Below are 23805 nucleotides of genomic sequence, written 5' to 3' on the forward strand. Positions count from 1 at the left end.
TCCGGACCTACTGGTCCAGCCATTGCGAAGGTTGCGTGCTCAAGGACAAATGCACCAACAGCAAGGAGCGGCGCATTCGCAGATGGGAACACGAAGACGTTCTGGAACGCGTTCAGCAGCGCCTAGACAAAGACCCCAATCAACTGGCTGTTCGCAGCATGACCGTTGAGCATCCCTACGGCACGATCAAGTCCTGGATGGGTCCCACGCACTTCAAGATGTGAAGATTGAAAAACGTCGCCACCGAGATGGCCTTGCACGTCCTCGCCGACAACATGACCCGCGTCATGAAGATCATTGGGGTTCCGGCTTTGGTCGCCGCGATGAAGGCCTGAAAGGCAGCTGCTTGGCCAAAGACCCTTCTCAACGAAGCCCAATCGCCCCAGATCGCCTTAAGAATGGCATTCAGACCAAATCTGAACGATCAGAAAGGCCGACTGGCAGACCACCCGATAATAAAGCATCTCAAGAAATGCCGCAAAAACTCCAACCGTTTCCACACAGACTTCGGACGAAGTTGCCGTTCACATAACAAGCGTCAATGACAGCTTTCTTGTCGCCGAACAGGGTCGGTAGTCGACGGCGCAGAACACGTTGGGCACTGCACTATCGCTCGTCCTTTGCTCCAGCTTCACCATAACCTGCAAGTCGCAAACCCATTTGCGCATTCCAAAGGCCGCAACCGAACCGGCGCATCGGCGTGGCAATTCGCAGCAGTATAGGCCGGGCTGCACCGAAGCTCATACTGATCGATAGGTGCAGCGGTGACGTGGAGGTCTGGAGATACATTTTCGGCTTTTCCCAAGTGCCTTCATCTGTTCGCGTCCAACCTGATAGCTTCTCGGCAAGGCGAGAGATCATGGCGTCAGTATCGAGTTCGGCAAGTCCTTCCACTGGTTTACCAGTGACAAGCGCTGAGTAAACGGCGTGATGGTCACGGTCGAGAGTCTCCACGTAGCGCCAAAATGCAATGTCGTAGCTCATGTTTTGGGGCGATCTCAACGTAAACCTTATGAGCTGACGTTCGCGCATACTGCAGCATCGGTCAACTTTGATGCAAAACGGCCCGCTTCAATACGACCCTAGCCCGGACTCAAGCCGCAGGCGGCGAACTCGAATACGCCAATTGGAGGCAAAAGGGGCACGCGCAGCAACGCAGATCACCCCAGACAGCGGCCGCAACAAAAAAAGGCCCCGCACTCATGCGGGGCCTCTCATAACTCTCCAAGCCGGTTGGCTTACTTCTCGTCGTCGCCCTTCAGCGCCGCACCAAGGATATCGCCCAGGGACGCACCGGAGTCTGAGGAGCCGTACTGTTCCACGGCCTCTTTCTCTTCAGCGATTTCACGCGCCTTGATGGAGACACCCAGACGGTGTGCCTTGGCATCCACGTTGGTGATGCGCACGTCGACTTTATCACCGACAGAGAAACGCTCGGGGCGCTGCTCGGCACGGTCACGGGACAGATCAGAGCGGCGGATGAAGGACTTCATGCCTTCGTATTCCACCTCAACGCCGCCATCTTCGATGGAGGTCACGGTGACCGTCACGATGGAGCCACGCTTCACGCCGCCAACGGCTTCGGCAAACTTGTCGCCGCCAACGCCCTTGATCGACAGGGAAATGCGCTCTTTCTCGACGTCCACTTCGGACACGATCGCTTGCACGACGTCGCCCTTGCGGTAGTCCTGAATGGCCTCTTCGCCACGCTGGTCCCAGCTGAGGTCGGAAAGGTGCACCATACCGTCGATGTCCCCATCGAGGCCAACAAACAGACCGAATTCGGTGATGTTCTTGACTTCGCCTTCGACCTCTGTGCCCTCGGGGTGTGTTTCTGCAAACACTTCCCATGGGTTGCGCATGGTCTGCTTGAGACCAAGGGACACGCGGCGCTTGGCCCCGTCAATTTCCAGCACCATGACTTCGACTTCCTGAGAGGTCGACACGATCTTGCCTGGGTGGACGTTCTTTTTGGTCCAGGACATCTCGGACACGTGAACCAGACCTTCGACGCCCGGCTCAAGCTCAACAAAGGCACCGTAGTCGGTGATGTTGGTGACGCGACCGGTATGCGAGGATTCCAGCGGATACTTCGCGGCCACCAGATCCCATGGATCTTCCTGTAGCTGCTTCATACCAAGGCTGATGCGGTGCGTTTCCTTGTTGATCTTGATGACCTGCACCTTGATCGTCTCGCCAATGGCGAGGATCTCGGACGGGTGGTTCACACGGCGCCATGCCATGTCTGTCACGTGCAGCAGGCCATCTACGCCACCAAGGTCAACAAACGCACCGTATTCGGTGATGTTCTTGACCACACCGTCGACCGTCTGACCTTCGGTCAGGTTGCCGATCACTTCAGCGCGCTGTTCGGCGCGGCTCTCTTCGAGGATCGCACGACGCGAGACCACGATGTTGCCACGGCGACGGTCCATTTTCAGAACCTGGAACGGCTGCTTGAGACCCATCAATGGGCCCGCATCGCGCACGGGGCGCACATCGACCTGAGAGCCGGGCAGGAACGCAACTGCGCCGCCAAGATCCACGGTAAAGCCACCTTTGACGCGGCCAAAGATCGCGCCTTCGACACGCTCTTCTGCGGCGTATGCCTTCTCCAGACGGTCCCATGCCTCTTCGCGGCGCGCCATCTCGCGAGAGATGACAGCTTCGCCGCGCGCGTTCTCTACCTGGCGCAGGAACACTTCGACTTCGTCGCCGACTTCAACTTTGGGAGCTTCGCCGGGTTCGGCAAATTCTTTCAACTCGACGCGGCCTTCCATCTTGTAGCCCACATCGATAATGGCTTGGCCCGCTTCGATCGCGATGACTTTGCCTTTGACAACAGACCCCTCAGAGGGCGTGTCCATTTCGAAGCTTTCTTCAAGGAGCGCTTCAAACTCATCCATCATATTTGCCATATGGCGTGTTTTTCCTAACAAGTGTTTATACGGGCCGCGCGGTTGTCTCCGCCGGTCTTTCAGGTTTCAGTTGGTCCGCCGGGCCGGGTGCGACACGAAAAGAAGAAGGGCCGGGATAAACCGACCCTGCCTGAGGTTTCGCGTCTGGTGCGTGTATCCGCCCCTTGGACAACGCGCGTATAGGCCGCTGTTCGCTTGATTGCAAGGCCGATTGGGGAACTGCGCGCGGACCCGCACGGAATTGCCGAAGAGCACGTTTGGGTATGGCGCGGCTGTTGTGCCGAGAGACTTTTCTAAGGCTCGCCGATGCCCGCATCCTCATCCGCCAGAGGCGTTGTCAGCCATGAAACGCGGCGGCACCCGGATCGGCGCAGCGAACCCCTGCCCTGAGGTGCAAAACCGACCCCGCGGCACTTGGCTGCGGGATCGGAATAAACATTTTGTATTTTATCCTCAAAGTCCGATCAGTACATCCGCAAGCGCCATGAACAGCGGGATGCTAAGGATCGCGACCGGCGTACCGATGCCGGTCGAGGTGCCCACGTAGGCCGAAGAGTTCGCCTCGGGCAGCGCACCGCGCATTGTGGGCGGACCCGAGATGTCAGAGCTGGACGCGGCCATCACCGACAAGAGCACCACACCGCCCGCCGAGAAACCTGTAAGCTGGTGCGCGATATATCCAACACCAAAGCCGATCAGGCCGTGCACAATAGGCGCAGTGATCCCATAGAGGATGTAGGCATGGGCAACCTTGCGCATCTCGGAAATCCGCATCCAGGCTTCCATCCCCATGATCAGCATCAGGATCGACAGCAATCCCCGGAACATCGGCTCATAGAAGCTTTTGTAGACGGACCCCGGCTCAGCAAAGATGCCCAACGCCAGACCAACTACCAACGCAGAGATCGCAGGACTGCGGAACGTATCTACCAAAATTCCCTTGAGCAGGCCCTCCTCGATCGCACCGTCGCCCGACTTTCCGCCGCTCATGCCACCACCGGACAAGACCATCGTGCCGCCACCCACAGCTCTGGCTGCCTCGGCCTTGCGCGCCGCACTCAGCTTGGCCATGACGATGGCCGTGACAAGTGCCGCAATGTCCATGAAAGGATAGAGCGCACCGATAAAGCCTTCGTACGCGATGCCGTCGTCGTCGAGAATGGCCATCCCTGCCGCAAGGGTGGACGCTGAAACCGCCCCGAAAAGCCCCGCTGTCGCAAGGCCGTCTACCTCATTGACCCCCCGCCAGCGCGCAAGGGTCCGGCTGCCCAGAAACACGATTGTGATACCGACAAGGCCAGCCCCGATTGCAGGCACGATAAGCTCTACGAAATTGGCTTCGCGGACGGAAATGCCTGCGCCCATGCCCACCTTGAGCAAAAGCACCACGACGATAAACTTGTAGACGGGCTCCGGTATCTCAAACTTACTGCCAAGTGCTGCCAGCATCATGCCGGCAATCAGAAAGGCAAGCGTGGGCTTTTGAAACTGTTCAACCAGTGTGCTGGCAATCGTGGCGATGATATCCATGTTTCAGGTCCTTTGTTCTGCTGGACCTCAGATAGGGCAAACCGTTCATACATAAAAATATATCTTTTCTAAGATACTGTTCTATAAACTAAAAGAATGGCTACTCTCAATTATCATCATCTCCGCTATTTTCGCGAAGTCGCTACCCAAGGGCATCTCGGTCACGCGGCCGCGCGCTTGAACGTATCGGCTTCGGCGTTATCAATACAAATCAAACAGTTGGAAGATCGGCTGGGTCACGCGCTTTTTGATCGGATCGGGCGCGGCCTGGTGCTGACTGAGGCAGGCCGCATCGCACTTGATCATGCGGACCGCATTTTTTCCGCCGGAGACGACCTGCTGTCCCGCTTGGCGCAAAGAGAAGTCGGCGGCACTCCGCTGCGGGTCGGGGCCCTATCAACTTTGTCACGCAACTTTCAGCTTCAGTTCCTGCGTCCGCTGTTGGCGTCCGGTGATCAGGACATTGTCCTGAAATCGGGCGGCTCCAAAGCATTGTTAACAGATCTGGAAACACTCGCACTGGACGTGGTGCTGACAACGGAGGTGCCACAGGGCACATCGGAACTGGCGTTCGCCGCACAGAAAATCACGGAACAACCCGTCGCGTTGCATGCGCGTGCAGAGAGATTAGAGCACGACAACCTGCCGGATCTGCTGCGCACAGAACCGCTGATCCTGCCCACCGAAAGCGTCATCCGCGCAAGCTTTGAAAACCTCGTGGCAAAGCTGGGTGTGACGCCGCGGATCATTGCGAATGTGGATGACATGGCAATGGTGCGTCTTCTGACGCGTGAAGGGGCTGGTGTGGCCGTCGCACCTGCCGTCGTATTGGCCGATGAGATATCCGGGGGCAGCGTCGCAACCGCCCCCTTCGATCTGCAGATCATGGAACCCTTTTATGCTGTGACCCTGCCGCGCAAGTTTCCACATCCCGCGCTCAAGGCCCTACTGGCGCTCCCCGGCTGATCAGCTCTCAGTTGGGCCGCCCGCCTTTTTCCAGTCAGGAAACCCGCCAATGTTTGTCACGTTGGTAAACCCCATATCCTTGAGGGTCTTCCCCGCAAGGGCGGCCTGACCACCCGCACCACAAATGAGATAGATCGGTGCGTCCTTTTGAAAAATCGGGTCATAGAGCGCCTCAACCGCCGGGTCCGCTCGGAACTCAATCATACCGCGCGGCACACGGTTGGCCCCCGCAATGGTACCGCTTTCCGCAATGGAGGCCGTGTCGCGCACATCGATGAATGTCCCCTCCCCCTTGCCATGGATTGCAATCGCCTCTTCCGCGCTCATCTTCGGCACGTCTGCGTTGGCGGCATCCAAATAGTCCTTGGCGGTTTTCATCTGTAATCTTCCTTTCTCTTGATCCATCTGAATGATAGCGCCGCAACGCCCGCCAGCAATAGGCTAACTGGACTCATTGCATCGCGGTCGGCACGGCCTATTCTACGAACAGCCCTTCAGGATCGGATCCGTTCAATGCCCAAGACACTCCTTGTCACTGGTGCCTCAACCGGCCTCGGTGTTGCGCTCTCGGTGCAGGCCGCGCAAGCGGGGTTTGAAACCTACGCAACAATGCGCAACCTCGACAAGCGCGCCACGCTCGACGCTGCGGCAGCGGCGGCGGGTGTGACACTCAATGTCTTGCAGTTGGATGTCGAAGATACAGCAAGCGTCGAAGCTGCTGTTGCAAAGGTCATTGCCAATCACGGCAGGATCGACGTGCTTGTCGCAAACGCTGGTGTCGGCTTTGTCCGCAGCACCGAACAGGCCACAGAGGAAGAAATCCGCTGGGTCATGGATGTGAACTTTATGGGGCTTGTGCGCTCTACAAAGGCTGTGATCGGGCACATGCGGCAGGCCCGTTCTGGCCGGATCATCGCGATCTCTTCCGTTGGCGGGTTGGCGGGGCAGCCATTCAACGAAATCTACTGCGCCTCCAAATTTGCGGTTGAAGGTTATATTGAAGGTCTCGCGTCGTACGTTGGCCCCGCCTTCGGCCTGCACTTCACCGTGGTTGAACCGGGCGGTATTTCTTCAGAGTTTGCCAATTCCGTACTGGCGCGCCTGCAAGACAGCGGCGGCATGTTAGAGGACGAATATCTGCCGCTTTTACAGCGCTACATCGGCTCGCGTGAGGGCCGCAGCGAGGGTGTGTTCCAGACCCCGGATGAGGTGGCCAAGATCGTGATACGCTGTGCCACGCAGGATACCCCTCCGATCCGCACGCGCACCTCAGACTGGTCGGAACAGATCACCGCCCTCAAGACCTCGGTCGATCCCGACGGCCGCAAATTGCAGGCGCAGATCCTGGCAGAGTTCATGCCGGGGCTAGAATCGCGCTAGGCCAAGAGGCGCGAACCGTCATGCCGCATCGTCAGAGCGCCTGACCCTTCTTGCGCAGCTCTTCGAACAGCTTGCGATAGATGCCGTTGGTGTCTCCACCGCCGAACACCGCCCCGCCACCGGAATAGGCAGTCCCATAGGTCTTGGCCAGGGTGATGGTCTGTACCAGCCCGGACAGGAACTGATCTTTCTCCAACGGCGACAGCGGGTGGATGAATACGCCCCACAGCCGGCCATTTGCCACGGCATAGCGCGCGTCGAGTGCGGAATCGAAATTAGCCTGCATCATGCGCAGCAAATCCCCTTCGCCAAGGCCCGCTGCACCGGCAATCGGAACCATGGCGCGCATCCGGTCAGCGCGGGGGTCGGCGATTACAATGACGGGGATATCATCCAGCGTGAATTCCAAAGCAGGGCCGCGGGCGACTGCATCAGGGTCCAGCGCCTGCACGATTTCGGCCAGACGCGGCACTGTCATAGGTGGCTCGACAGTGATGCCGGGCGGTGTTTCTGGCGTGGCGCTCTCCTGCGCGGTGGCCACAAAGGGCAGAAGGACAAGGCAAAGTACGGTCAATCTTATCACGTGCATGGTCTCCTCTTTCATCCCAGCTTAGCGCTGTGAAAGGGTCGCTGGCGATACACCTTTGGGTGAGCAGCACGCGCCAGCTTCGTAATCCATTGACCATCTCGCTCGTAAGAGATGACGTTCAGCCGAACTTGCGCATCCAGGTCCAGCCAGGCAGACGACCGCCACCCGGTTTGCAATGTTTCGCACGGTAGTATCACACGCCGCCGCGTTTGGCCTCTATCACAGCCACAGCAGCCGCAATGGCGTCTTCGATGCTCATCTGTGACGTATCAATTTCGACGGCGTCGTCTGCAGGGCGCAATGGCGCATCGGCACGACCCATATCGCGCGCATCGCGTGCCTCGACGTCGGCCAGCACCTGTTCATAGGTCACGCTGATCCCCTTTTCAGAAAGTTCCGCAAACCGCCGCTTAGCCCGCACAACAGCACTTGCAGTCACAAAGAGCTTTGCGTCAGCCTCCGGACAGATCACTGTCCCGATATCGCGCCCGTCAAGAACCGCACCGCCATCGCGCCCCGCAAATGCGCGCTGAAACTCAAGCAGCGCCTGTCGCACAGCAGGGATCGCGGCGACCTCACTTGCCGCCTGGGCCACTGCGGGCGTGCGCAAGGCGTCGTTTTCCAGATCATCGGGGTTCAAGGCGCGCGCCGCTGCCTCGGGCGATGCCCCGCCAAGCACCTTGGCCCCCACGGCGCGGTACAAAAGACCGGTGTCGAGATGCGCAAAACCGAAATGACGCGCCACCGCCTTGGAAATTGTACCCTTTCCCGCCGCTGCTGGCCCATCGATGGCAACCGTGCATCCTGTCATCGCGTCTGTCCTTCTGTTCTTGCGCAGGCAAAGCGCCAGGTGACCAGCAATACCATAGCGCCGCAAGCAAGCATTGCCCACTTAAGCTGCGTCAGGCCGCTGGCATGCCTGACCACCTCATCGCTTACCGTGCTGCCTGCCCTTACCATCTGCGCGACAATCGCGTTCTCGCTCAAATCCGCCCACAAATAGGCGGCCGGCACCAGCGCAGCTGCCCCCCGCACCACCCTGTTCCAGCAAAAGGTGTTCAACCAGATGGCCCCGGACAAACAGATCGTCAGCAAAAGCGGAAACACAGTATCAAGCGCCCTGAAGATGCCCAGATACGTCGACCGCCCCAACAGCATGTTGTCCAGACCATCGAGATAGCGGCGCGCCTCATCAGGTTCATACCCCCAGACACGGCTGTCGAATATCACCATGCCAGCGGGCTCAAGCATCCCCTTGGAGACACCGAACAAAGCCAGAAACACAAGCGCCGCCAGCCCAGCACAGCCCCAAAGCAGCCTGGCTGCCCGGCTCACCCGTTCGCCCGGCTGACCTGCGCGCCCAGATCGGCCATTAGTGTCTCGAAGATCGGAAAGGATGTGGCAATGGGCCCGCCGTCATCCACCCGCACCGGCGATTGCGCCGCCATGCCAAGGATCAAAAAGGACATCGCAATCCGGTGATCAAGATGGCTTTGACACGTGGCGCCGCCTTGTACATTCCCATGCCCGCGGCCGGTCACGGTCCACCAGTCCTCGCCATCCTCTACCTTGATCCCGTTCGCCCGCAATCCGGTCGCCATCGCGTCAATCCGGTCGCTCTCCTTGACCCGCAGTTCCCTGACCCCTCGCATCACCGTCTGGCCCTGCGCATAAGAGGCCACGACCGACAAAACCGGATACTCATCAATCATCGATGCCGCGCGTGCCGGTGGCACCTCAATGCCCTTCAGATCAGGCGAAAAACGTGCGCGCAGATCAGCCACCGGCTCGCCCCCCTCTTCGCGCGTGTTTTCATATGTCAGATCTGCCCCCATCTCGCGCAGCGTGGTAAAGAGCCCGGCACGCGTGGGGTTCAGCCCAATGCCCGGCACCAGCACATCCGACCCCGGCACGATCAGGGCCGCACAAACCGGAAATGCTGCCGAGGACGGATCGCGCGGCACGACGATGTGCTGCGGTACCAACTCCGGCTGCCCTGTCAGGGTAATCTGACGACCCTCCTCTGTGTCCTCAACTGCAATCTCAGCACCGAAGCCCGCCAGCATCCGCTCGGTATGATCTCGGGTCGCCTCCGCCTCGATCACGACTGTCTTGCCGGGCACATTAAGCCCGGCCAGCAATACCGCCGATTTGACCTGCGCTGAGGGCACCGGCACATGATACCGCACCGGAACGGGCATTTGTGACCCGACGATTGTCATCGGCAACCGCCCACCCGCACGCCCCACCGCCTGCGCTCCAAAAAGCGCCAGCGGATCAGTCACCCGAGCCATTGGCCGACCATTCAGACTGGCATCCCCGCTGAAAGTCGCTGAAATGGGTGCAGTCGCCATCGCTCCCATGATCAACCGCACACCGGTGCCGGAATTGCCACAATCAATCACCTGATCAGGCTCGGCAAATCCGCCGACACCAACCCCCCGCACGGACCACGATTTTCCACCGTGATCTGTCACCTCCGCGCCGAACGCCCGCATTGCTGCAGCCGTATCCAGCACGTCCTGGCCTTCAAGCAGACCCTCGATGGTCGTCTCACCCACTGCCAAGGCACCCAAGATCAACGATCGGTGCGATATCGACTTGTCCCCGGGCACGTCCGCGGTGCCGCTCAGTGGCCCACACGCGCGCGAAATCATCGGAATAGGGTCACCGTGGCTGGACATACGTCCTCCTTCGAAAAGCTTCCGGCGCTTTTACCCCGCCCAAGAGGTGCTGCCAACGCCCCTCTTTCTCTGGCTGCAATATTCCCGGAGTTTGAGGCAGCGCCTCAATCCGATTTTGCCACAGGCAAAATCAATAAAATCTTGTGCGGGCTTGCCCGCTCCATTCCCTCACCGCCTACGGAACGTCAGATAGTGCGGCACACGTCCCTCGCGCAGCGCCTTTTGCTCATAGCGCGTGGGCACCCAATCGTCCCAGGGTTCGCGCCAGTCCACAGGTCGTTCAGCAAGCCAGTCGAATCCAAATTGCGGCACCTCAATCAAAGTCTGGCGGACATAATCGGGTATGTCCGTCGCAACCCTAAAAGCCGCGCCTGGCTTCAGGACCTGTGCCAATGGGCCCAGATGTTCGGGTGTCACAAACCGGCGGCGGTGATGTCGCGCCTTGGGCCAGGGGTCGGGGTACAACAAAAACGCCTTGTCGATGGCATGTGCGGGCAGCACATCAAACAAATCACGCGCATCACCTGGGTAAACAGCAAGGTTCGTCACCCCCGCACGCCGTATCTTGCCCAACAGCATGGCCACCCCGTTTATATAGGGCTCGCATCCGATGATGCCGACACCGGGGTTGCGCGCGGCCTGATGCACCAGATGCTCACCGCCACCAAAACCGACCTCAAGCCACACCGGCTTGTCACCGAAAAGCCCACCCAGATCCAACGGCGAACGCGATGGATTTTCGTCCCAGCTGACCGCACCGGGCGACAGTGCGGCCAGGTCCTCAGCCAGGTACCCTTTTTGGGATTTCTTCAGAGCCTTGCCTTTCAGGCGGCCATAAAAGTTTCGGCGGGGTCTTGTGGGATGTGTCATGGCAGCGGCCATAACGTGCCCGACGGCGTACTTCAACGGGGCTGTTAAGCAACGATTAACGCGTGCCCGTGTAGCCTGAGGCACCCCAAGTGCAGGACACCACATATGACCAGTCGCCGATGGCCCGCCGTACCTGACCGCCTTAGTGCTGATGCCTCTTTGCAGGTACTCATTCTGGATGACGAACGTTTTGATCGGCATCGATTGGCCAGGCTGTGTTCCGGCTTGCCGCAAGAATGTACGGTGCGCAACGCAACGGACCTCGCCTCATTTTCTGATGCGCTGGACGACGACCTGTTCGACCTGATCCTGGTGGATTACCAATTGCCTGATGGCACTGGTCTGGACGCGCTCCGCGCGGTGCGCATGTCTGTGCGCAATTTCAATGCAGCTACAATCATGGTCACCGGCCAGCCCGCAGAAGCGATTGCACAAGAAGCGCTGTTGGGCGGCTGTGCGGATTATCTGACCAAGGATGAGATCACGCCGGTCACTTTCCGGCGCGCCGTCACCAATGCCGTGCAGAAATCAGTTCTTAGCACGCAAGTAGAGGCACAAAGCTTTGCCCGCGAGGAAGTCGAAGCGGTTTTGCAACATTTCGCTGGCAAAATGGCCCGCGACATCAAGCCGATGGTCAGTCGGATGATGCGACAGGTCCGTGATCTGCGCAGGGGCGAGGATTCGGATCGGTTTGATCCGATTGATCTATCGTGCATGACCATGTGGGAAATGCTGGTAGAGCTTGAACGGCACGATGGCATCGACATGGTCACGCGCACACTCAGCAAGGGCACCGCTGCGCCAGAATCTGTCGTGACCCCGTTGCGCAAACCACCCTCTCCATTTGCGCGATTTTCGCACTGACACGCGCCTCAGGGAGACTGTTGGCGGGGCAGACGCACGGCAAACCGCCGCGACGCTGGGTGACCTGACAAAACCATCCGCGCCACCAATGCGGTTGGCATAACCATCTCAACCATTTGTGAGCGTCCGATGCGTCAGGGCTCGCGTTTACCGCTCAGCCTTGTGCAACTCCGGGCAGTTCTGAGCAGACGGAGCCGCCTCAATCACTCTGTCAGGACGCCCGCCGCGATCAGAACAGAACGATAGGGGAACCACATGCTGACATCGGGTTTGCGCATCGTTTGCACCGCAAACATGGGATCGACGCCGCGGGCAATCATATAATTGATCCGGGTATAGGTTTCGGTCTGGGTATCCTGATACATCCATTCTGCAAACTCGAACGGTGTTTCCCAGTCCCGCCGATCCCGATTCTTGTTGTAGTAGTCTTCGACCGCGCGGGCCGTCCAGGACAGCTGATGAAAACCAAGCCGACCGCCCCGCGCCATTGTCCGTTTCTCCCCCCCCAGAAAGACCGTGACGCAAGAGCTCTCGCACGTGTCCTCGACATGGGTGTTCAACCCGAAATCGATCACCAAAGACGCGAGATCAACCGACGGATAATGCCCACCACCGGTTGAATTTATCTCAAGTGTGGTGATCTGGGGATGCCGCCTGAGCACATCGCGCATGTCTTCCACGTCAGAATAGCGGATATCCAGCTCGCGCCCGTCAACCGGCACCGTGCTGTCAAAGATCAGGCGGTCGCCCAGCACTTCGAAACGCTGGCCTTCTTCCTTTTGTGCAAGCACGGGCGTGGCGACACACAGCAGGCAGGCCAGAAAGACCCGCCATAGGTGTGTTATGCCAAGCAGCCGCCTCAAATCAGACAGCTGCCTTCAACGTCTCGACCAGATCGGTTTTTTCCCAGCTGAAACCACCGTCGGCATCAGGTTCACGACCAAAGTGACCATAAGCCGCCGTGCGCTGGTAAATCGGACGCCGCAGGTTCAGGTGTTCGATGATCCCGCGCGGCGTGAGATCCATCGCCTTGGCCACTGCGGTTTCGATCTCGCTCTCGTGCACGTCGCCAGTGCCGTGGGTGTCGGCATAGATCGACAACGGTTTGGCAACTCCGATGGCATAGCTCAGCTGGATCGTGCATCGCTGTGCCATGCCTGCTGCCACGACATTCTTGGCAAGATAACGCGCCGCGTAGGCGGCAGACCGGTCCACCTTGGTCGGATCCTTTCCGGAAAATGCGCCGCCGCCATGCGGTGCCGCGCCCCCATAGGTGTCCACGATGATTTTGCGGCCCGTCAGGCCCGCGTCCCCGTCCGGACCACCGATGACAAATTTGCCGGTGGGGTTCACATGCCATTCTGTTTCGGCGGAAATCCATCCGTCGGGAAGGGTGTTGCGAATGTAGGGTTCGACAACCGCGCGCACATCATCAGACGTCATGCTTTCATCAAGGTGCTGCGTGGACAACACGATGGAAGTTACGCCAACCGGCTTGCCGTCCCGATATGTCACTGACAGCTGCGATTTGGCGTCCGGGCCAAGCTGGGCCAGATCACCGGCGTGACGCGCATCCGCCAGATTGCGCAGGATGGCGTGCGAATACTGGATCGGTGCCGGCATCAGCTCTGGCGTCTCGGAACAGGCATACCCGAACATGATACCCTGATCCCCGGCGCCGTCGTTATCCACACCTTGAGCGATATGGGCAGACTGCGGATGCAGGTGGTTCTCAAAAGCCAGGTCCTTCCAGTGGAACCCTTCCTGCTCGTACCCGATGTTCTTGACACATCCACGGGCGATGGCCTCGACCCCACCCATGAAATCGTCTAGCTTTTCGCGGGTCGACAGGCCCACTTCCCCGCCCACGACGACACGATTGGTTGTGGCAAAGGTTTCACAGGCCACACGGGCCATTTCCTCTTCTGCCAGAAAGGCATCAAGGATCGCGTCTGAGATACGGTCACAGATTTTGTCAGGGTGCCCTTCGGAAACGGATTCCGATGTGAATAGGTAGTTCTGGCGGGACATGTCGTGCTCCAATTGAAAAATCAAAGTGTCACGTCAGGAAGCCGTTGTGACACGCTCACGGGGGCTTAGCCCCGTGTTGGGTTAGGGTCAATCACTATTGCGGCGGCCTTTTCGCACTGCAGCAGCGGCCAACAGTAACACCAAAAGCAACGCAAAAGGCAAATCCCCTGTCCGGCTGTAAAGCGTGGCCCGCAATGGCGAGGGCAACGGCGCGTCAACAAATCCCGCCTGGTTCAGCGGTATAGCGGCGGTGACCCGCCCATAGGGGTCGATCATCGCGGAAATGCCGGTATTGGCGGCGCGGGCCAGCGGCAGACCCTGTTCGATGGCGCGCATCCGGGCTTGCGCCAGATGTTGCCGAGGCCCCGCACCGCGCCCGAACCATGCGTCATTGGTGATCTGGATCAGGAAATCTGGGCGCTCGGGTGCTGCATTCACATCGTGGGGAAATACAGCTTCGTAGCAGATAAGAGGCAGCGCTTTGCCTAAGACGCCAAAATCCAACAGCATCGCACCCGGTCCGCTGGAATAGCCGTTACCGTGTTGCGCGGCAAGGCCAAAGATGCCGATCCGGGCAAGCAGATCGCCCAGGGGCATGTATTCGCCAAAGGGGACAAGGTGATGCTTGTCATAGGCCTGCTTCACGCCCCCCTGCCCATCCAGCGTTACCATCGAGTTGAAATAGCGTGTCTCAGTGCGCCGCTGAGCGCCCAGCGCCACGGTCGCATCACCGCCCGCCCGCGCAATTTCCTCCAACGCTGAACCGGCAAGGTCAATGGCCCATGGGATTGCGGTTTCAGACCACAGGATCAGATCGGGCGGCGGTCTGTCGCCCAATGGCGCGGCACTGGTAAGTTGCAGCTGGCGGTCATAGAAGACCGGGATCTTCTCAGGATTCCATTTTTCGTGCTGGGCGGCGTTGGGTTGGATCAGGCGGATCACCGGCATGTCCAGTCCGGCCTGCGCTGGCAAGCCAGGCGGCAGGATCAATGCAAACAGCGCACCAAAGCCCGCCACGCCCGCCGCGATCTGACCGGAGCGGCGCGCGCGCAAACCCCATATCAGCACAACGCAAACCGATATCAGCCACAGATTGATGGCATAGGGACCAAAATGCGCCAGCGCCTGACCGGCAAGAACATCCACCGTTGACTGGGCAGGCATCGCCCAGGGAAAACCGGTGAAAACATAGGCGCGCAGCAGTTCAGCGGCACTCCATGTCACGATAAGAGGCCACGGGCGCGGCGAAAGCTTGCGTGCACTCCAAAAGGCAGCACCCCAAAAAAGAGCCAGCCCCGCCCCCATGAAGAGCAATGCAAAAGGCGCCATCCATCCGTGACGGGCGACATCCACCAGAAACGGTGAGACGATCCATTGCAGCGCGTGGATGAAATATCCGGTCCCGAACGCCCACCCCATAAGGGCCGCGCGAAGGGGGGTATCCTTTGAATGCCACAGAAAGATCACGCCAGCCATGCCCGCAACCATCAAGAGCGGCCACCCATAGGGTTCCTGACCAAAAGCGGCGAGCGCCCCGGCGAGAGCTGCCAGCACCAGCCGAAGGCGAAATATCATCCGTTGGTTCCGGTTCGCACCCGCAGACGTTTGATGCGGCGGGGATCTGCGTCGATCACTTCGAACTCTGGACCCTCCGGGTGGACCACAACTTCTCCACGCGCCGGAACGCGGCCCGAAATCATCGCCACCAGGCCACCAAGCGTATCGATCTCTTCTTGATCAATTTCATCGTGGTCGGTCAGCGACAGGCCGATTTCGGCCTCGAAGTCATCAAGGGGGGTTTTCGCGAGTGCCAGATAGGTGCCCGGCTTTTCCTGTGTCCAGAACTGGCCTTCATCGACGTCGTGTTCGTCCTCGATTTCGCCGATGACCTGCTCAATGAGGTCCTCGATGGTTACCAGCCCGTCAACCCCGCCGTATTCGTCGATTACAAGCGCCATGTGTCGCCGTTCGGCCTGCATCTTTGTCAGCAGCACACCAATCGTCATTGACGGCGGCACAAACAGCAGCGGCCGCAGCATCGCTTGCAAATCAAAGGCCTTGCTCTTGCCGTTGAAGCCATGGTTCAGGGCGAGGTCCTTGAGGTGCGCGAGACCTACCGGTGTGTCTAGCGTGCCATCATAGACCGGCAGTCGGGTCAGACCGCTGTCTTTGAAAACCGCGACCAGTTCCTCCATCGTAGACGTGACGGGGACGGCGGTGATATCCGCCTTCGGGATCGCCACATCATCGACCCGCATCCGGCGCAGATTGATCATGCCGTGGGTCGCCCTGCGTTCCGGCGCATCTGCGCCCGTGTCGGGGTCTGCGTCGCTGTCGGAGGGGCTCAGTGCCCCGATCACCCGGGAAAAGAAGCCGCCGCCTTGGGTTGCTTCTTCGATTGGTGTCTCTGTGTCCTCTGCCTGTGCGCCACGCACTGCGCTAGAGGATCCTTCTTGTTCGCCCATCGGGTCCTGACTTCTGGTTGCGCGGCCCTTTGTGCCGCTAGGTACTAATATGGGTCATCAAGGCCCAGTTTGCCAAGTATTTCAACCTCACGCCCTTCCATCAAGGCGGCGTCGGCGTCGTCAATGTGATCATATCCCAACAAGTGCAAGACCCCGTGGACGATCAAATGGGTCACATGAGCGGAGATTGGCTTGCCGGCGGCAGCAGCTTCGGCGGTGCAGGTGTCAAAGCTGATCGCGATATCGCCCAGTTCGATCTGCCCGTCGGGGCCTGGTTCGGGCAGGGCCGGCACAGTGCCGCGGCGTGTGGGCGCGCGTTCTTCTGCTGGCCAGCTCAGCACGTTTGTCGGCGTCGGCTTGTCACGAAACTGCGTGTTGAGGGCCGCGATACGCAGATCGTCGCAGGCGAGGATGGAAAGCTCGCAGGTATTGGGCCGTAGACCCGCGTGGATCAAGGTTTGCTCAACAGAGGGGACAAAAAGCGGTATCAGGCTGTGCCACCTGTCCTCTTCGATGACGATGTCGAGTGTATCCATGGTATGACTTCGGGGGCGCTGCCCCCGGACCCCCGAGGTATTTTCAAAAGGGTGAACGAAACCGCCGATCAGGCTTCGGCGTCCGCCTCGTAGGCCTCGATGATGGCGGCGACCAACGGGTGACGCACGACATCCTTGGAGGTGAAATAATTGAAGCTGATCTTCGGGATGGCAGTGAGCAGCCGTTCCGCATCCTGCAGGCCCGACGCCTGCCCGCGCGGCAGATCGATCTGGGTGCGGTCACCGGTGATCACCATGCGGCTGCCTTCACCCAGACGTGTGAGAAACATCTTCATCTGCATCGTCGTGGCGTTTTGCGCCTCGTCAAGAACCACAAAAGCATTGGACAGGGTCCGGCCCCGCATGAACGCCAGCGGCGCGATCTCGATCTTCTTTTCCTCGATCAGTTTTGCCAATTGCTTGCCCGGCAGAAAGTCATTCAGCGCGTCATAGAGCGGCTGCATATAAGGATCGACCTTGTCCTTCATGTCACCGGGCAGATAGCCCAGCTTTTCGCCCGCCTCCACCGCCGGGCGGCTGAGGATGATGCGGTCCACATGGCCACCGATGAACATGCTCACGCCCACGGCCACCGCGAGATAGGTCTTGCCCGTGCCAGCAGGGCCAATGCCAAACGCCAGCTCATTGTCGAAAAGCGATTGCACATACGCCTTCTGAGCCGCTGTGCGCGGCTCAACCCGTTTTTTCCGGGTCTGGATTTCGATCGCCTCACCGATCGGCATTTCGATCTGGTCGCCCTGCCGCGAGCCGGTGCCGACTTCGGTATCGCCCATGCGCAACAGGCTGTCGATTTCGGCCTGTTCTACTGTCCGCCCCCCCTCAAGGCGGGCATAGGCCGTATTCAGGACGCTTGCAGCCTGACTGACAGCACCTGTGTCGCCCAACACGCTAAGCTGATTACCACGCCGGACGATCTGTACCTCAAGTGCCTTCTCGATGCTTGCCAAATGGGCGTCGTAGGCACCGCAGAGGTCGATCAGCAGGCGGTTGTCAGGAAATTCCAGCACGGTCTCCGTCTGGGGTGGCATGGTGGCAGTCATCTGGTCAGTGGGCGACAAGGGCGGCTCCGTTTACGAGGGCATGGGTAAGAGATAGGCAATGGCGCGGGGAGATGAAAGGCACGAATGCAAGGGGGCCGACACGCTGTCCGCACCGACCCCATCGCTGTAGTGAAAATGCAGCAAGATCAATTCGGGTCCGAGATGTTTGAACCGCCCTTAAAGTCGCCAACTGTATGCGTGGGCGGCGCCACGCCTGAGCACACCGGCTTGCCATGTCTGTCCAGACGCGCCGAGAGGTACCCCTCGACACCATCATCAATGATCCAATGGTCGCAGCCATTGGGATCGACCCAGATCCCGGCCTGAAGCTGGCTCAGGTGCTTGCTGTCAATGCCACGGTCCACGGTCTTGTCCGACGGGTGTCCGCCGAAACCTTCGTAGTCAGAGCAGGCGCTCAGGCCAAATGCGCAGACGGTGATCAGCAGAAAGTTCGTTTTCATCAAAAGTCCGTCCTTTTAGCGAATGCAGATGATTTCGACGCGACGGTTCTTGGCCATGCCGGCCCGCGTGGCGTTCGAGGCCGCAGGCTTGCGTTCACCATACCCGCGGACATCGCTGACGCGGGCACCACTGGCTGCTGCCACTTTCGCTACGGCGTTGGCGCGGCGAAAGCTCAGACGCATGTTGTAGGCGTCAGAGGCGCGGCTGTCGGTGTGCCCTGTAACAATGTAGGATACCGCCCTGTTTTCTGCGAAAAATCGGCTTAGACGCGCCTTTCCTGCCTGGCTGATCCGGGCGCTGTCTGTTGCAAAAAACTGGTCGGACTGCATCGTGCCGCAGATATTGCCCCTGCGGCAGACCGGGATCCCCTGACGGTTGACATGCGGGGTCATATAGCCCTCTGCACCATCGTCCATGACCCAGTGTTCGCAGCCATCCGGGTCTACCCAGATAGTGGGGGTGTACACGCCTTTGTCCTTGCCCTGTTGCGATTTCGTCTGCGCGCTGGCAGCGGGTCCCTGAAGGCTTAGTCCCGCGACAACTACCAACGCCGCGAGCCCCCGCACCCACTTGGAGAACGTGTTTGCTACTGTCATATCCTTGATACCTTTCCCCCTCGAACAGGCCGTCATGTTTTTTGAACACGGGCGGCCTTGCAGTGATTTGAGGTTAGAAAAGATTTGCGGGGCTGTGAAGCTCGAATGCCGCCAATCGGCGTCAAAACGCAGGAATTAGCACCAAATATGGCAGTACCGACGATGCCAACCGCAATTTATGGGCATCTCGTCAACTGAGTAGCGGTCAAAGGTGGCGCGCAGTCAGAGAATTGGTTTTGGCATCAACGATTCTCACGCGGGCGATTTCACCCACCTGTGCTTTTGCATCATCGATGTGGACTGCGTGCAGATACTCCGACTTGCCCAGCATCTGCCCCTCCTTGCGCCCGGGCTTTTCAACCAGCACGCTGACATCACGCCCTACCATGCTGTTCTGGATCTGACGTTGGTGTGTGGTAATCAGCGCCTGCAGCTGACGCAGCCGATCGTCTGCGACCGCGGGAGCGACCTCAGGGCGTTCGGCGGCCGGGGTTCCTGGGCGTGCAGAATACTTGAAGGAATAGGCGTAGCCGTATTTGACCTGCCGGACGAGCTCCATCGTCGCCTCGAAATCCGCGTCAGTTTCTTCGGGAAAGCCGACAATAAAGTCGCCCGACATCACAATATCAGGGCGCGCGGCACGGATGCGTTCGATCAGGCGCAGATAGCTTTCCGCCGTGTGGCTGCGATTCATGCGCTTGAGAATGCGGTCAGAGCCGGACTGAACCGGCAGATGCAGATACGGCATCAGCTTGTCGACCTCGCCGTGCGCGGCGATCAGGTCGTCATCCATGTCATTTGGATGACTCGTTGTATATCGAATGCGTTCCAGCCCATCGACCGTTGCAAGAGCACGGATCAGCTCGGCCAGGGACATGCCGCCGTGATAGGCATTCACGTTCTGGCCCAATAAAGTGACCTCACGCACGCCGCGTTCGACCAGATCACGGGCTTCTGCCAGCACTTTCTCTGCCGGGCGCGAGACTTCCGCCCCGCGCGTATAGGGCACGACGCAAAACGCACAGAACTTGTCACACCCCTCCTGCACTGTAAGAAACGCCGCAGGCGCGCGTTTCGCTTTGGGCCGTGATTTCAGATGATCGAACTTGTCTTCCTCGGGAAAATCGGTGTCGAGCGCTGGTTTGCCACTGCGCACCCGCGTCTCCATTTCCGGCAGGCGGTGGTAGGCCTGCGGACCGACAACCAGATCGACGGCAGGTTGGCGGCGCATGATTTCTTCGCCTTCCGCCTGTGCGACACAGCCTGCGACGCCAATCTTGAGGTCTGGATTGACCTCTTTCAATGGCTTGAGACGTCCCAATTCGGAATAAACCTTTTCAGCCGCCTTTTCGCGGATATGGCAGGTGTTGAGCAGGATCATATCCGCGTCATCCGGCGTGGTGGTTTCCACATATCCCTGCCCGCCAAGCGCTTCGGCCATGCGTTCGCTGTCATAGACGTTCATCTGGCAGCCATAGGTCTTGATAAAGAGCTTTTTGGGGGCGGTCATTGGTCGGGTTCCGGATGCTGCTGGCAGGGCCGTGCTCTAGCAGCGTGCGGCACTGCTTGCAATGCACGCTGCTTTAACCGATTCTGCTGCAAACTTCCCGAGCAGAATGCGGACAGAGAGCGACCATGCACTTCAATAGTCTGGATCATCTGATCAAAGAGCAGCGCGAAGCACTTTTCAAAGGGCCGGTGGCCATCGTGCTGGTCGAAGATGATGTCGAGGTCGATACCACCTTGCGCCACCATCAGCAGGCCGGTTTTTCGCAGGTGCTGGCGCTGATGTCGCCAGAATTTGAACTGGCCCGCGATTTGCAGGAAAGCGTCATGCGGGTCGACTACGACGTGCACGCAGACAACGCGACACAGCAGGCTGTCAACACGATGATAGAGGCCTGCCAGGGTCAATGGCTCTATTATTGCTACAACGCTGAGTACCTGTTTCACCCATTTTGCGAGACGCGCAACATCGTCGAACTGCTGGATTTTCACAGTCAGGAACGACGCGATGCGCTGCTGGCTTATGTGGTCGACCTCTATGCAGATGATCTTGATGCGTCACCAAACGCCGTATCGCTTGACACTGCCTGTCTGGATCGTTCGGGCTATTATGCATTGGCGCGCAAGGATATTGCGCACCACGGCCACCCCAAGGAACGCCAGCTGGATTTCTTCGGCGGGCTGCGCTGGCGCTACGAAGAACACGTGCCTGCCGACAAACGCAAGATCGACCGCATCCCATTGTTTCGGGCCAAAAAGGGCCTGCGCCTGCGCGAGGACCACACATTTTCGGATGAGGAATACAATACATACGCATGTCCGTGGCATCACAACATCACGCTGTCGATCTGTTCGTTTCGCACAGCCAAAGCGCTCAAATCGAACCCCGGCAGCACTTTTGACATCCAAACCTTCAAATGGCACAACTCCGCGCCTTTTGAATGGCACTCGCGCCAGTTGCTGGATCTGGGATTGATGGAACCGGGGCAATGGTTCTAGCCCACTGATGCTGCGGCACATGCCAGTCATTGACTGACGACAGATAGCGCGAAATCCCGAATCCCGCCCAGTGTTAAAACGGGCAAAGTACGCGTGGCGATCATGCCGACCTGACGCATCTTGGCGCCTGAATTGCACGATTTACTCGAGTGGAATACAATTGCCCTCATCAAAATGGTCGAAACCTAACCGGAGCAACAGGTGCGATGAAAGCATTCAGAAACCTTTGCCGCGTCTTCTCCATTCAGATCAGCATGGTCTGCGCGGCGCTCCTGCTTATTCACCAAGCACCCGCCGCTGCCCAAAACGCGCTGGATGCTCAGATAGAAGCCGCCGCATCGGGGGACCTGCAGGCCCAGCTCAAAGTGGCTCAGGCCTATCAATACGGTCTGAACGTCGAGAAGGATGTTCAGGAGGCCATTCGCTGGTACGAAGCTGCCGCCGCACAGGAAAGCCCGCTCGCAATGTTTGAACTGGGAAGCCTTGTTCTGGATGGGATTGAAGGGACCGATACCAGTGCAGATGCGGTAGCTGCGGAAAGGATCTCGATCGCTTGGTACAGACGGGCAGCACAGCTTGGGTTCGCACAGGCGCAAAGCACGTTGGGATTAAAGTATGCATTCAGCAACCGCATTGAAAAGAACCCCAAAGCGGCACGCATGTGGATCGCGGCAGCAAAGGAAAATGGTCACAAAACGACCTCCGTTCTGGTCAAAAGACTTGAGCGTTCGATGGACAGATCAGAGATCGGCGCCGCTATCGAAATGGCCGCGACCTGCATTCAATCGGGATATACCGCCTGTGAATAATCACTATATTTCAAATACTAAATAAGGAGAAACCCATTGCGCGCCCTACTGCTTTCATTCGCAATTCTCATCGCACCGGCCGCGGCCATCGCCCAACAGGTGACTGGCACAATCACCGCCACTTTAGACGGTCAAGACAGGACCTGGTACATCACGGAATCTCCGCAAATGAGCCAAAGCGATTGGAAAGACTACGGCTATCAGATGACGGTCAGCTTGTTCGGACACACCGTTGAGAATACGACCATGTCCACCAAAGAAGCCTTGATGATCCAGTTTGCGGTGACAAACACCAATGGCACCCTGAACGTAATGAACCCCGAAGTGATCTACCTGTCTCAGGGAATGACAAAGGCGCATCTGGCCAAGCAGGAGGACGGCGCTGATGTTACACTGACCGCGGCAGAGACATCCGGCGATCGCCTGATGGTCGAAGGTACATTCCAGGCCGATCTCGTTTTCACTGAAGTAATGAAAAGAAAGAAGGATCCCGAAAACGTGCTGAACATCGCAGGCACGTTCAAGGCAGACATTGGCCCGGTTCGATAGCCGCCATTCTGCAGTCCGTCATGCCAGCATACCGGTCCGCGCCCGCCGAATAAAAACCCGGTGATCCTGAGGTAAAATTTGTGAGCGTCGCGGGTCATTGGCGCATCCGTTTCCAGATGCTGCCGAGTCAGCAGGCCAGTATGCGTCGTTTCGGTTATCTTGCTGGTAAGGCCTTGCCAACGACGCGTCGGTCTCAGCCTGGCCAGATCACCGGAAACCAATCCTCGCGCAACCGGTCCCCGGCCTTCATCCCATGGCCCGGAAAAGGCGGCGAGGTGGGACCAGGGCGTTCGACATAGCGCGCATCATCGCCCACCAACCGCAATGAGAACGCCCGGCGTCTCGCGTTTGCCGTGTTCCCACGCGCACCGTGCAGGATGCCATAGTTGAAAGCGACCGCGTCGCCCGGTTCCATCTGCCACTCTCGAACATCCATCGCTTCAGCGTCCGGATCAGGCACAGGCATATAAGGGGCGGGGTCGAAAAAGGCGTCGCCCTTGGCCCAGCGCGTGGGCAGCACCGGCTTTTCCCATTTGTGCGAACCCGCCACACAGCGCAGCGTGGCATCGGTGACAGGATCAAGCGGCGACCAGAAGCTGACCGTCTGACGGCCTTCGACAAAATAGTAAGGCCCATCTTGATGCCACGGTGTGGCCATCGACGTACCCGGCTCCTTGACCAGAACGTGATCGTGGAAAAGCTGGGCCGTGCGGCTTTGCATCAACGTCGCCCCCACTTCCGCAACGGGAGATGCATTTATCACCTCTTCGAACTCCGGAATGCGTTGCCAGTTGCAGTAGTCGTCAAAAAACCGCCCCGTCTCCTCCGGTTTGTCGTTGTTGGAGGCGTAAGGGCCCGGTTCGCTCATGTTGCGGGCAACCCCTGCGCGCAGGGTTTCAACGTGATCGGCAAACAGACCCTTGATCAGAACAACCCCATCGCGCTGATACGTGTCGACTTGATCTTGGGTGATGAACGGATGTGGCATGG

At 58.9% G+C, this 23805-nt stretch carries 25 protein-coding genes, 1 pseudogene and 1 riboswitch; of the genes and pseudogenes, 7 read left to right on the forward strand and 19 right to left on the reverse strand.

Going from position 1 to position 23805, the window contains the following annotated elements; translation table 11 throughout:
• Nucleotides 1-335 (forward strand): annotated as a pseudogene (locus tag H9Q16_RS09675) (transposase); the annotation flags it as partial.
• Nucleotides 336-606: 271 nt separating this feature from the next.
• Here H9Q16_RS09675 and H9Q16_RS09680 read toward each other — a convergent pair.
• The 3 genes from H9Q16_RS09680 to H9Q16_RS09690 form a co-directional block, all read right to left on the reverse strand.
• Nucleotides 607-984 (reverse strand): hypothetical protein, encoded by a 378-nt coding sequence (locus H9Q16_RS09680; RefSeq protein WP_191075232.1) that lies wholly within the window; start codon nt 982-984, stop codon nt 607-609.
• Nucleotides 985-1238: 254 nt separating this feature from the next.
• On the reverse strand, nt 1239-2918 hold the full coding sequence (rpsA, locus tag H9Q16_RS09685; protein WP_191075233.1) for a 30S ribosomal protein S1: 1680 nt from the start codon (nt 2916-2918) through the stop codon (nt 1239-1241).
• A gap of 453 nt (nt 2919-3371) precedes the next feature.
• On the reverse strand, nt 3372-4448 hold the full coding sequence (locus H9Q16_RS09690; protein WP_191075234.1) for a sodium-dependent bicarbonate transport family permease: 1077 nt from the start codon (nt 4446-4448) through the stop codon (nt 3372-3374).
• Nucleotides 4449-4544: 96 nt separating this feature from the next.
• On the opposite strand from H9Q16_RS09690, the gene H9Q16_RS09695 reads away from it, so the two are divergent.
• Nucleotides 4545-5414, forward strand: coding sequence for a LysR family transcriptional regulator (locus H9Q16_RS09695; RefSeq protein WP_191075235.1), 870 nt, complete (start codon nt 4545-4547; stop codon nt 5412-5414).
• Here H9Q16_RS09695 and H9Q16_RS09700 read toward each other — a convergent pair whose 3' ends face one another.
• The gene (locus H9Q16_RS09700; RefSeq protein WP_191075236.1) at nt 5415-5792 is read right to left on the reverse strand and encodes a rhodanese-like domain-containing protein; all 378 of its coding nucleotides are present in this window, start codon (nt 5790-5792) and stop codon (nt 5415-5417) included.
• 135 nt (nt 5793-5927) lie between these two features.
• Here H9Q16_RS09700 and H9Q16_RS09705 point away from each other — a divergent pair, with 135 nt between their 5' ends.
• The gene (locus tag H9Q16_RS09705; protein WP_191075237.1) at nt 5928-6794 is read left to right on the forward strand and encodes an SDR family oxidoreductase; all 867 of its coding nucleotides are present in this window, start codon (nt 5928-5930) and stop codon (nt 6792-6794) included.
• Between the two features lie 31 nt (nt 6795-6825).
• Here H9Q16_RS09705 and H9Q16_RS09710 read toward each other — a convergent pair whose 3' ends face one another.
• From H9Q16_RS09710 to trmB, 5 genes are all read right to left on the reverse strand, one after another.
• Nucleotides 6826-7383: a polysaccharide deacetylase family protein gene (locus H9Q16_RS09710; protein ID WP_191075238.1), complete on the reverse strand. Its 558-nt coding sequence runs from the start codon at nt 7381-7383 to the stop codon at nt 6826-6828.
• Between the two features lie 193 nt (nt 7384-7576).
• Nucleotides 7577-8194 carry a (d)CMP kinase gene (locus H9Q16_RS09715; protein ID WP_191075239.1) on the reverse strand — a complete coding sequence of 206 codons (618 nt, stop codon included), beginning with the start codon at nt 8192-8194 and terminating at the stop codon, nt 7577-7579.
• The gene (locus tag H9Q16_RS09720; RefSeq protein ID WP_191075240.1) at nt 8191-8718 is read right to left on the reverse strand and encodes a hypothetical protein; all 528 of its coding nucleotides are present in this window, start codon (nt 8716-8718) and stop codon (nt 8191-8193) included. The genes H9Q16_RS09715 and H9Q16_RS09720 overlap by 4 nt, the downstream gene beginning before the upstream one ends.
• Complete coding sequence (gene aroA, locus H9Q16_RS09725; RefSeq protein WP_191075241.1) at nt 8715-10067, reverse strand: 3-phosphoshikimate 1-carboxyvinyltransferase; 1353 nt, start codon at nt 10065-10067, stop codon at nt 8715-8717. The genes H9Q16_RS09720 and aroA overlap by 4 nt, the downstream gene beginning before the upstream one ends.
• Before the next feature lie 168 nt (nt 10068-10235).
• Nucleotides 10236-10949 carry a class I SAM-dependent methyltransferase gene (gene trmB / locus H9Q16_RS09730; RefSeq protein ID WP_191075242.1) on the reverse strand — a complete coding sequence of 238 codons (714 nt, stop codon included), beginning with the start codon at nt 10947-10949 and terminating at the stop codon, nt 10236-10238.
• 93 nt (nt 10950-11042) lie between these two features.
• Here trmB and H9Q16_RS09735 point away from each other — a divergent pair, with 93 nt between their 5' ends.
• A complete protein-coding gene (locus H9Q16_RS09735; RefSeq protein ID WP_191075243.1) occupies nt 11043-11801 on the forward strand; it encodes a response regulator in 759 nt (252 codons plus the stop codon).
• A 203-nt stretch (nt 11802-12004) separates the two neighbouring features.
• On the opposite strand, the gene H9Q16_RS09740 is transcribed toward H9Q16_RS09735, so the two are convergent.
• The 9 genes from H9Q16_RS09740 to miaB all read right to left on the reverse strand — a co-directional run bounded on the left by H9Q16_RS09740 (nt 12005) and on the right by miaB (nt 20462).
• Entirely contained in the window at nt 12005-12664 is a 660-nt protein-coding gene (locus H9Q16_RS09740) for a hypothetical protein (RefSeq protein WP_191075244.1), read from the reverse strand.
• 1 nt (nt 12665) lies between these two features.
• The gene (gene metK / locus H9Q16_RS09745; RefSeq protein WP_191075245.1) at nt 12666-13832 is read right to left on the reverse strand and encodes a methionine adenosyltransferase; all 1167 of its coding nucleotides are present in this window, start codon (nt 13830-13832) and stop codon (nt 12666-12668) included.
• Nucleotides 13833-13836: 4 nt separating this feature from the next.
• A riboswitch (SAM-SAH riboswitch) is annotated at nt 13837-13888 on the reverse strand.
• A 31-nt stretch (nt 13889-13919) separates the two neighbouring features.
• A complete protein-coding gene (gene lnt / locus H9Q16_RS09750) occupies nt 13920-15407 on the reverse strand; it encodes an apolipoprotein N-acyltransferase (RefSeq protein WP_191075246.1) in 1488 nt (495 codons plus the stop codon).
• Nucleotides 15404-16297: a hemolysin family protein gene (locus H9Q16_RS09755; RefSeq protein ID WP_191075247.1), complete on the reverse strand. Its 894-nt coding sequence runs from the start codon at nt 16295-16297 to the stop codon at nt 15404-15406. Before H9Q16_RS09755 ends, lnt begins: the two co-directional genes overlap by 4 nt.
• A 44-nt stretch (nt 16298-16341) precedes the next feature.
• Complete coding sequence (gene ybeY / locus H9Q16_RS09760; RefSeq protein ID WP_191075248.1) at nt 16342-16833, reverse strand: rRNA maturation RNase YbeY; 492 nt, start codon at nt 16831-16833, stop codon at nt 16342-16344.
• Nucleotides 16834-16901: 68 nt separating this feature from the next.
• Nucleotides 16902-17882, reverse strand: coding sequence for a PhoH family protein (locus H9Q16_RS09765; RefSeq protein ID WP_246455696.1), 981 nt, complete (start codon nt 17880-17882; stop codon nt 16902-16904).
• Between the two features lie 158 nt (nt 17883-18040).
• Nucleotides 18041-18355, reverse strand: a complete 315-nt coding sequence (locus H9Q16_RS09770; protein WP_191075249.1) for a hypothetical protein — start codon at nt 18353-18355, stop codon at nt 18041-18043.
• Nucleotides 18356-18370: 15 nt separating this feature from the next.
• Nucleotides 18371-18952, reverse strand: coding sequence for an OmpA family protein (locus H9Q16_RS09775; RefSeq protein ID WP_191075250.1), 582 nt, complete (start codon nt 18950-18952; stop codon nt 18371-18373).
• A 205-nt stretch (nt 18953-19157) separates the two neighbouring features.
• Entirely contained in the window at nt 19158-20462 is a 1305-nt protein-coding gene (miaB, locus tag H9Q16_RS09780; RefSeq protein WP_191075251.1) for a tRNA (N6-isopentenyl adenosine(37)-C2)-methylthiotransferase MiaB, read from the reverse strand.
• 125 nt (nt 20463-20587) lie between these two features.
• On the opposite strand from miaB, the gene H9Q16_RS09785 reads away from it, so the two are divergent.
• The 3 genes from H9Q16_RS09785 to H9Q16_RS09795 all read left to right on the forward strand — a co-directional run bounded on the left by H9Q16_RS09785 (nt 20588) and on the right by H9Q16_RS09795 (nt 22815).
• A complete protein-coding gene (locus tag H9Q16_RS09785) occupies nt 20588-21457 on the forward strand; it encodes a hypothetical protein (RefSeq protein ID WP_191075252.1) in 870 nt (289 codons plus the stop codon).
• Between the two features lie 206 nt (nt 21458-21663).
• Nucleotides 21664-22266 (forward strand): tetratricopeptide repeat protein, encoded by a 603-nt coding sequence (locus H9Q16_RS09790; RefSeq protein ID WP_191075253.1) that lies wholly within the window; start codon nt 21664-21666, stop codon nt 22264-22266.
• 168 nt (nt 22267-22434) lie between these two features.
• Nucleotides 22435-22815, forward strand: coding sequence for a hypothetical protein (locus H9Q16_RS09795; RefSeq protein WP_191075254.1), 381 nt, complete (start codon nt 22435-22437; stop codon nt 22813-22815).
• A 193-nt stretch (nt 22816-23008) separates the two neighbouring features.
• Here H9Q16_RS09795 and H9Q16_RS09800 read toward each other — a convergent pair whose 3' ends face one another.
• Nucleotides 23009-23803, reverse strand: a complete 795-nt coding sequence (locus H9Q16_RS09800) for a phytanoyl-CoA dioxygenase family protein (protein ID WP_191075255.1) — start codon at nt 23801-23803, stop codon at nt 23009-23011.
• Nucleotides 23804-23805: the final 2 nt, after the last annotated feature.

It is taken from the genome of Sulfitobacter aestuariivivens, assembly GCF_014763045.1.
Taxonomy (GTDB): Bacteria; Pseudomonadota; Alphaproteobacteria; order Rhodobacterales; family Rhodobacteraceae; genus Sulfitobacter; species Sulfitobacter aestuariivivens.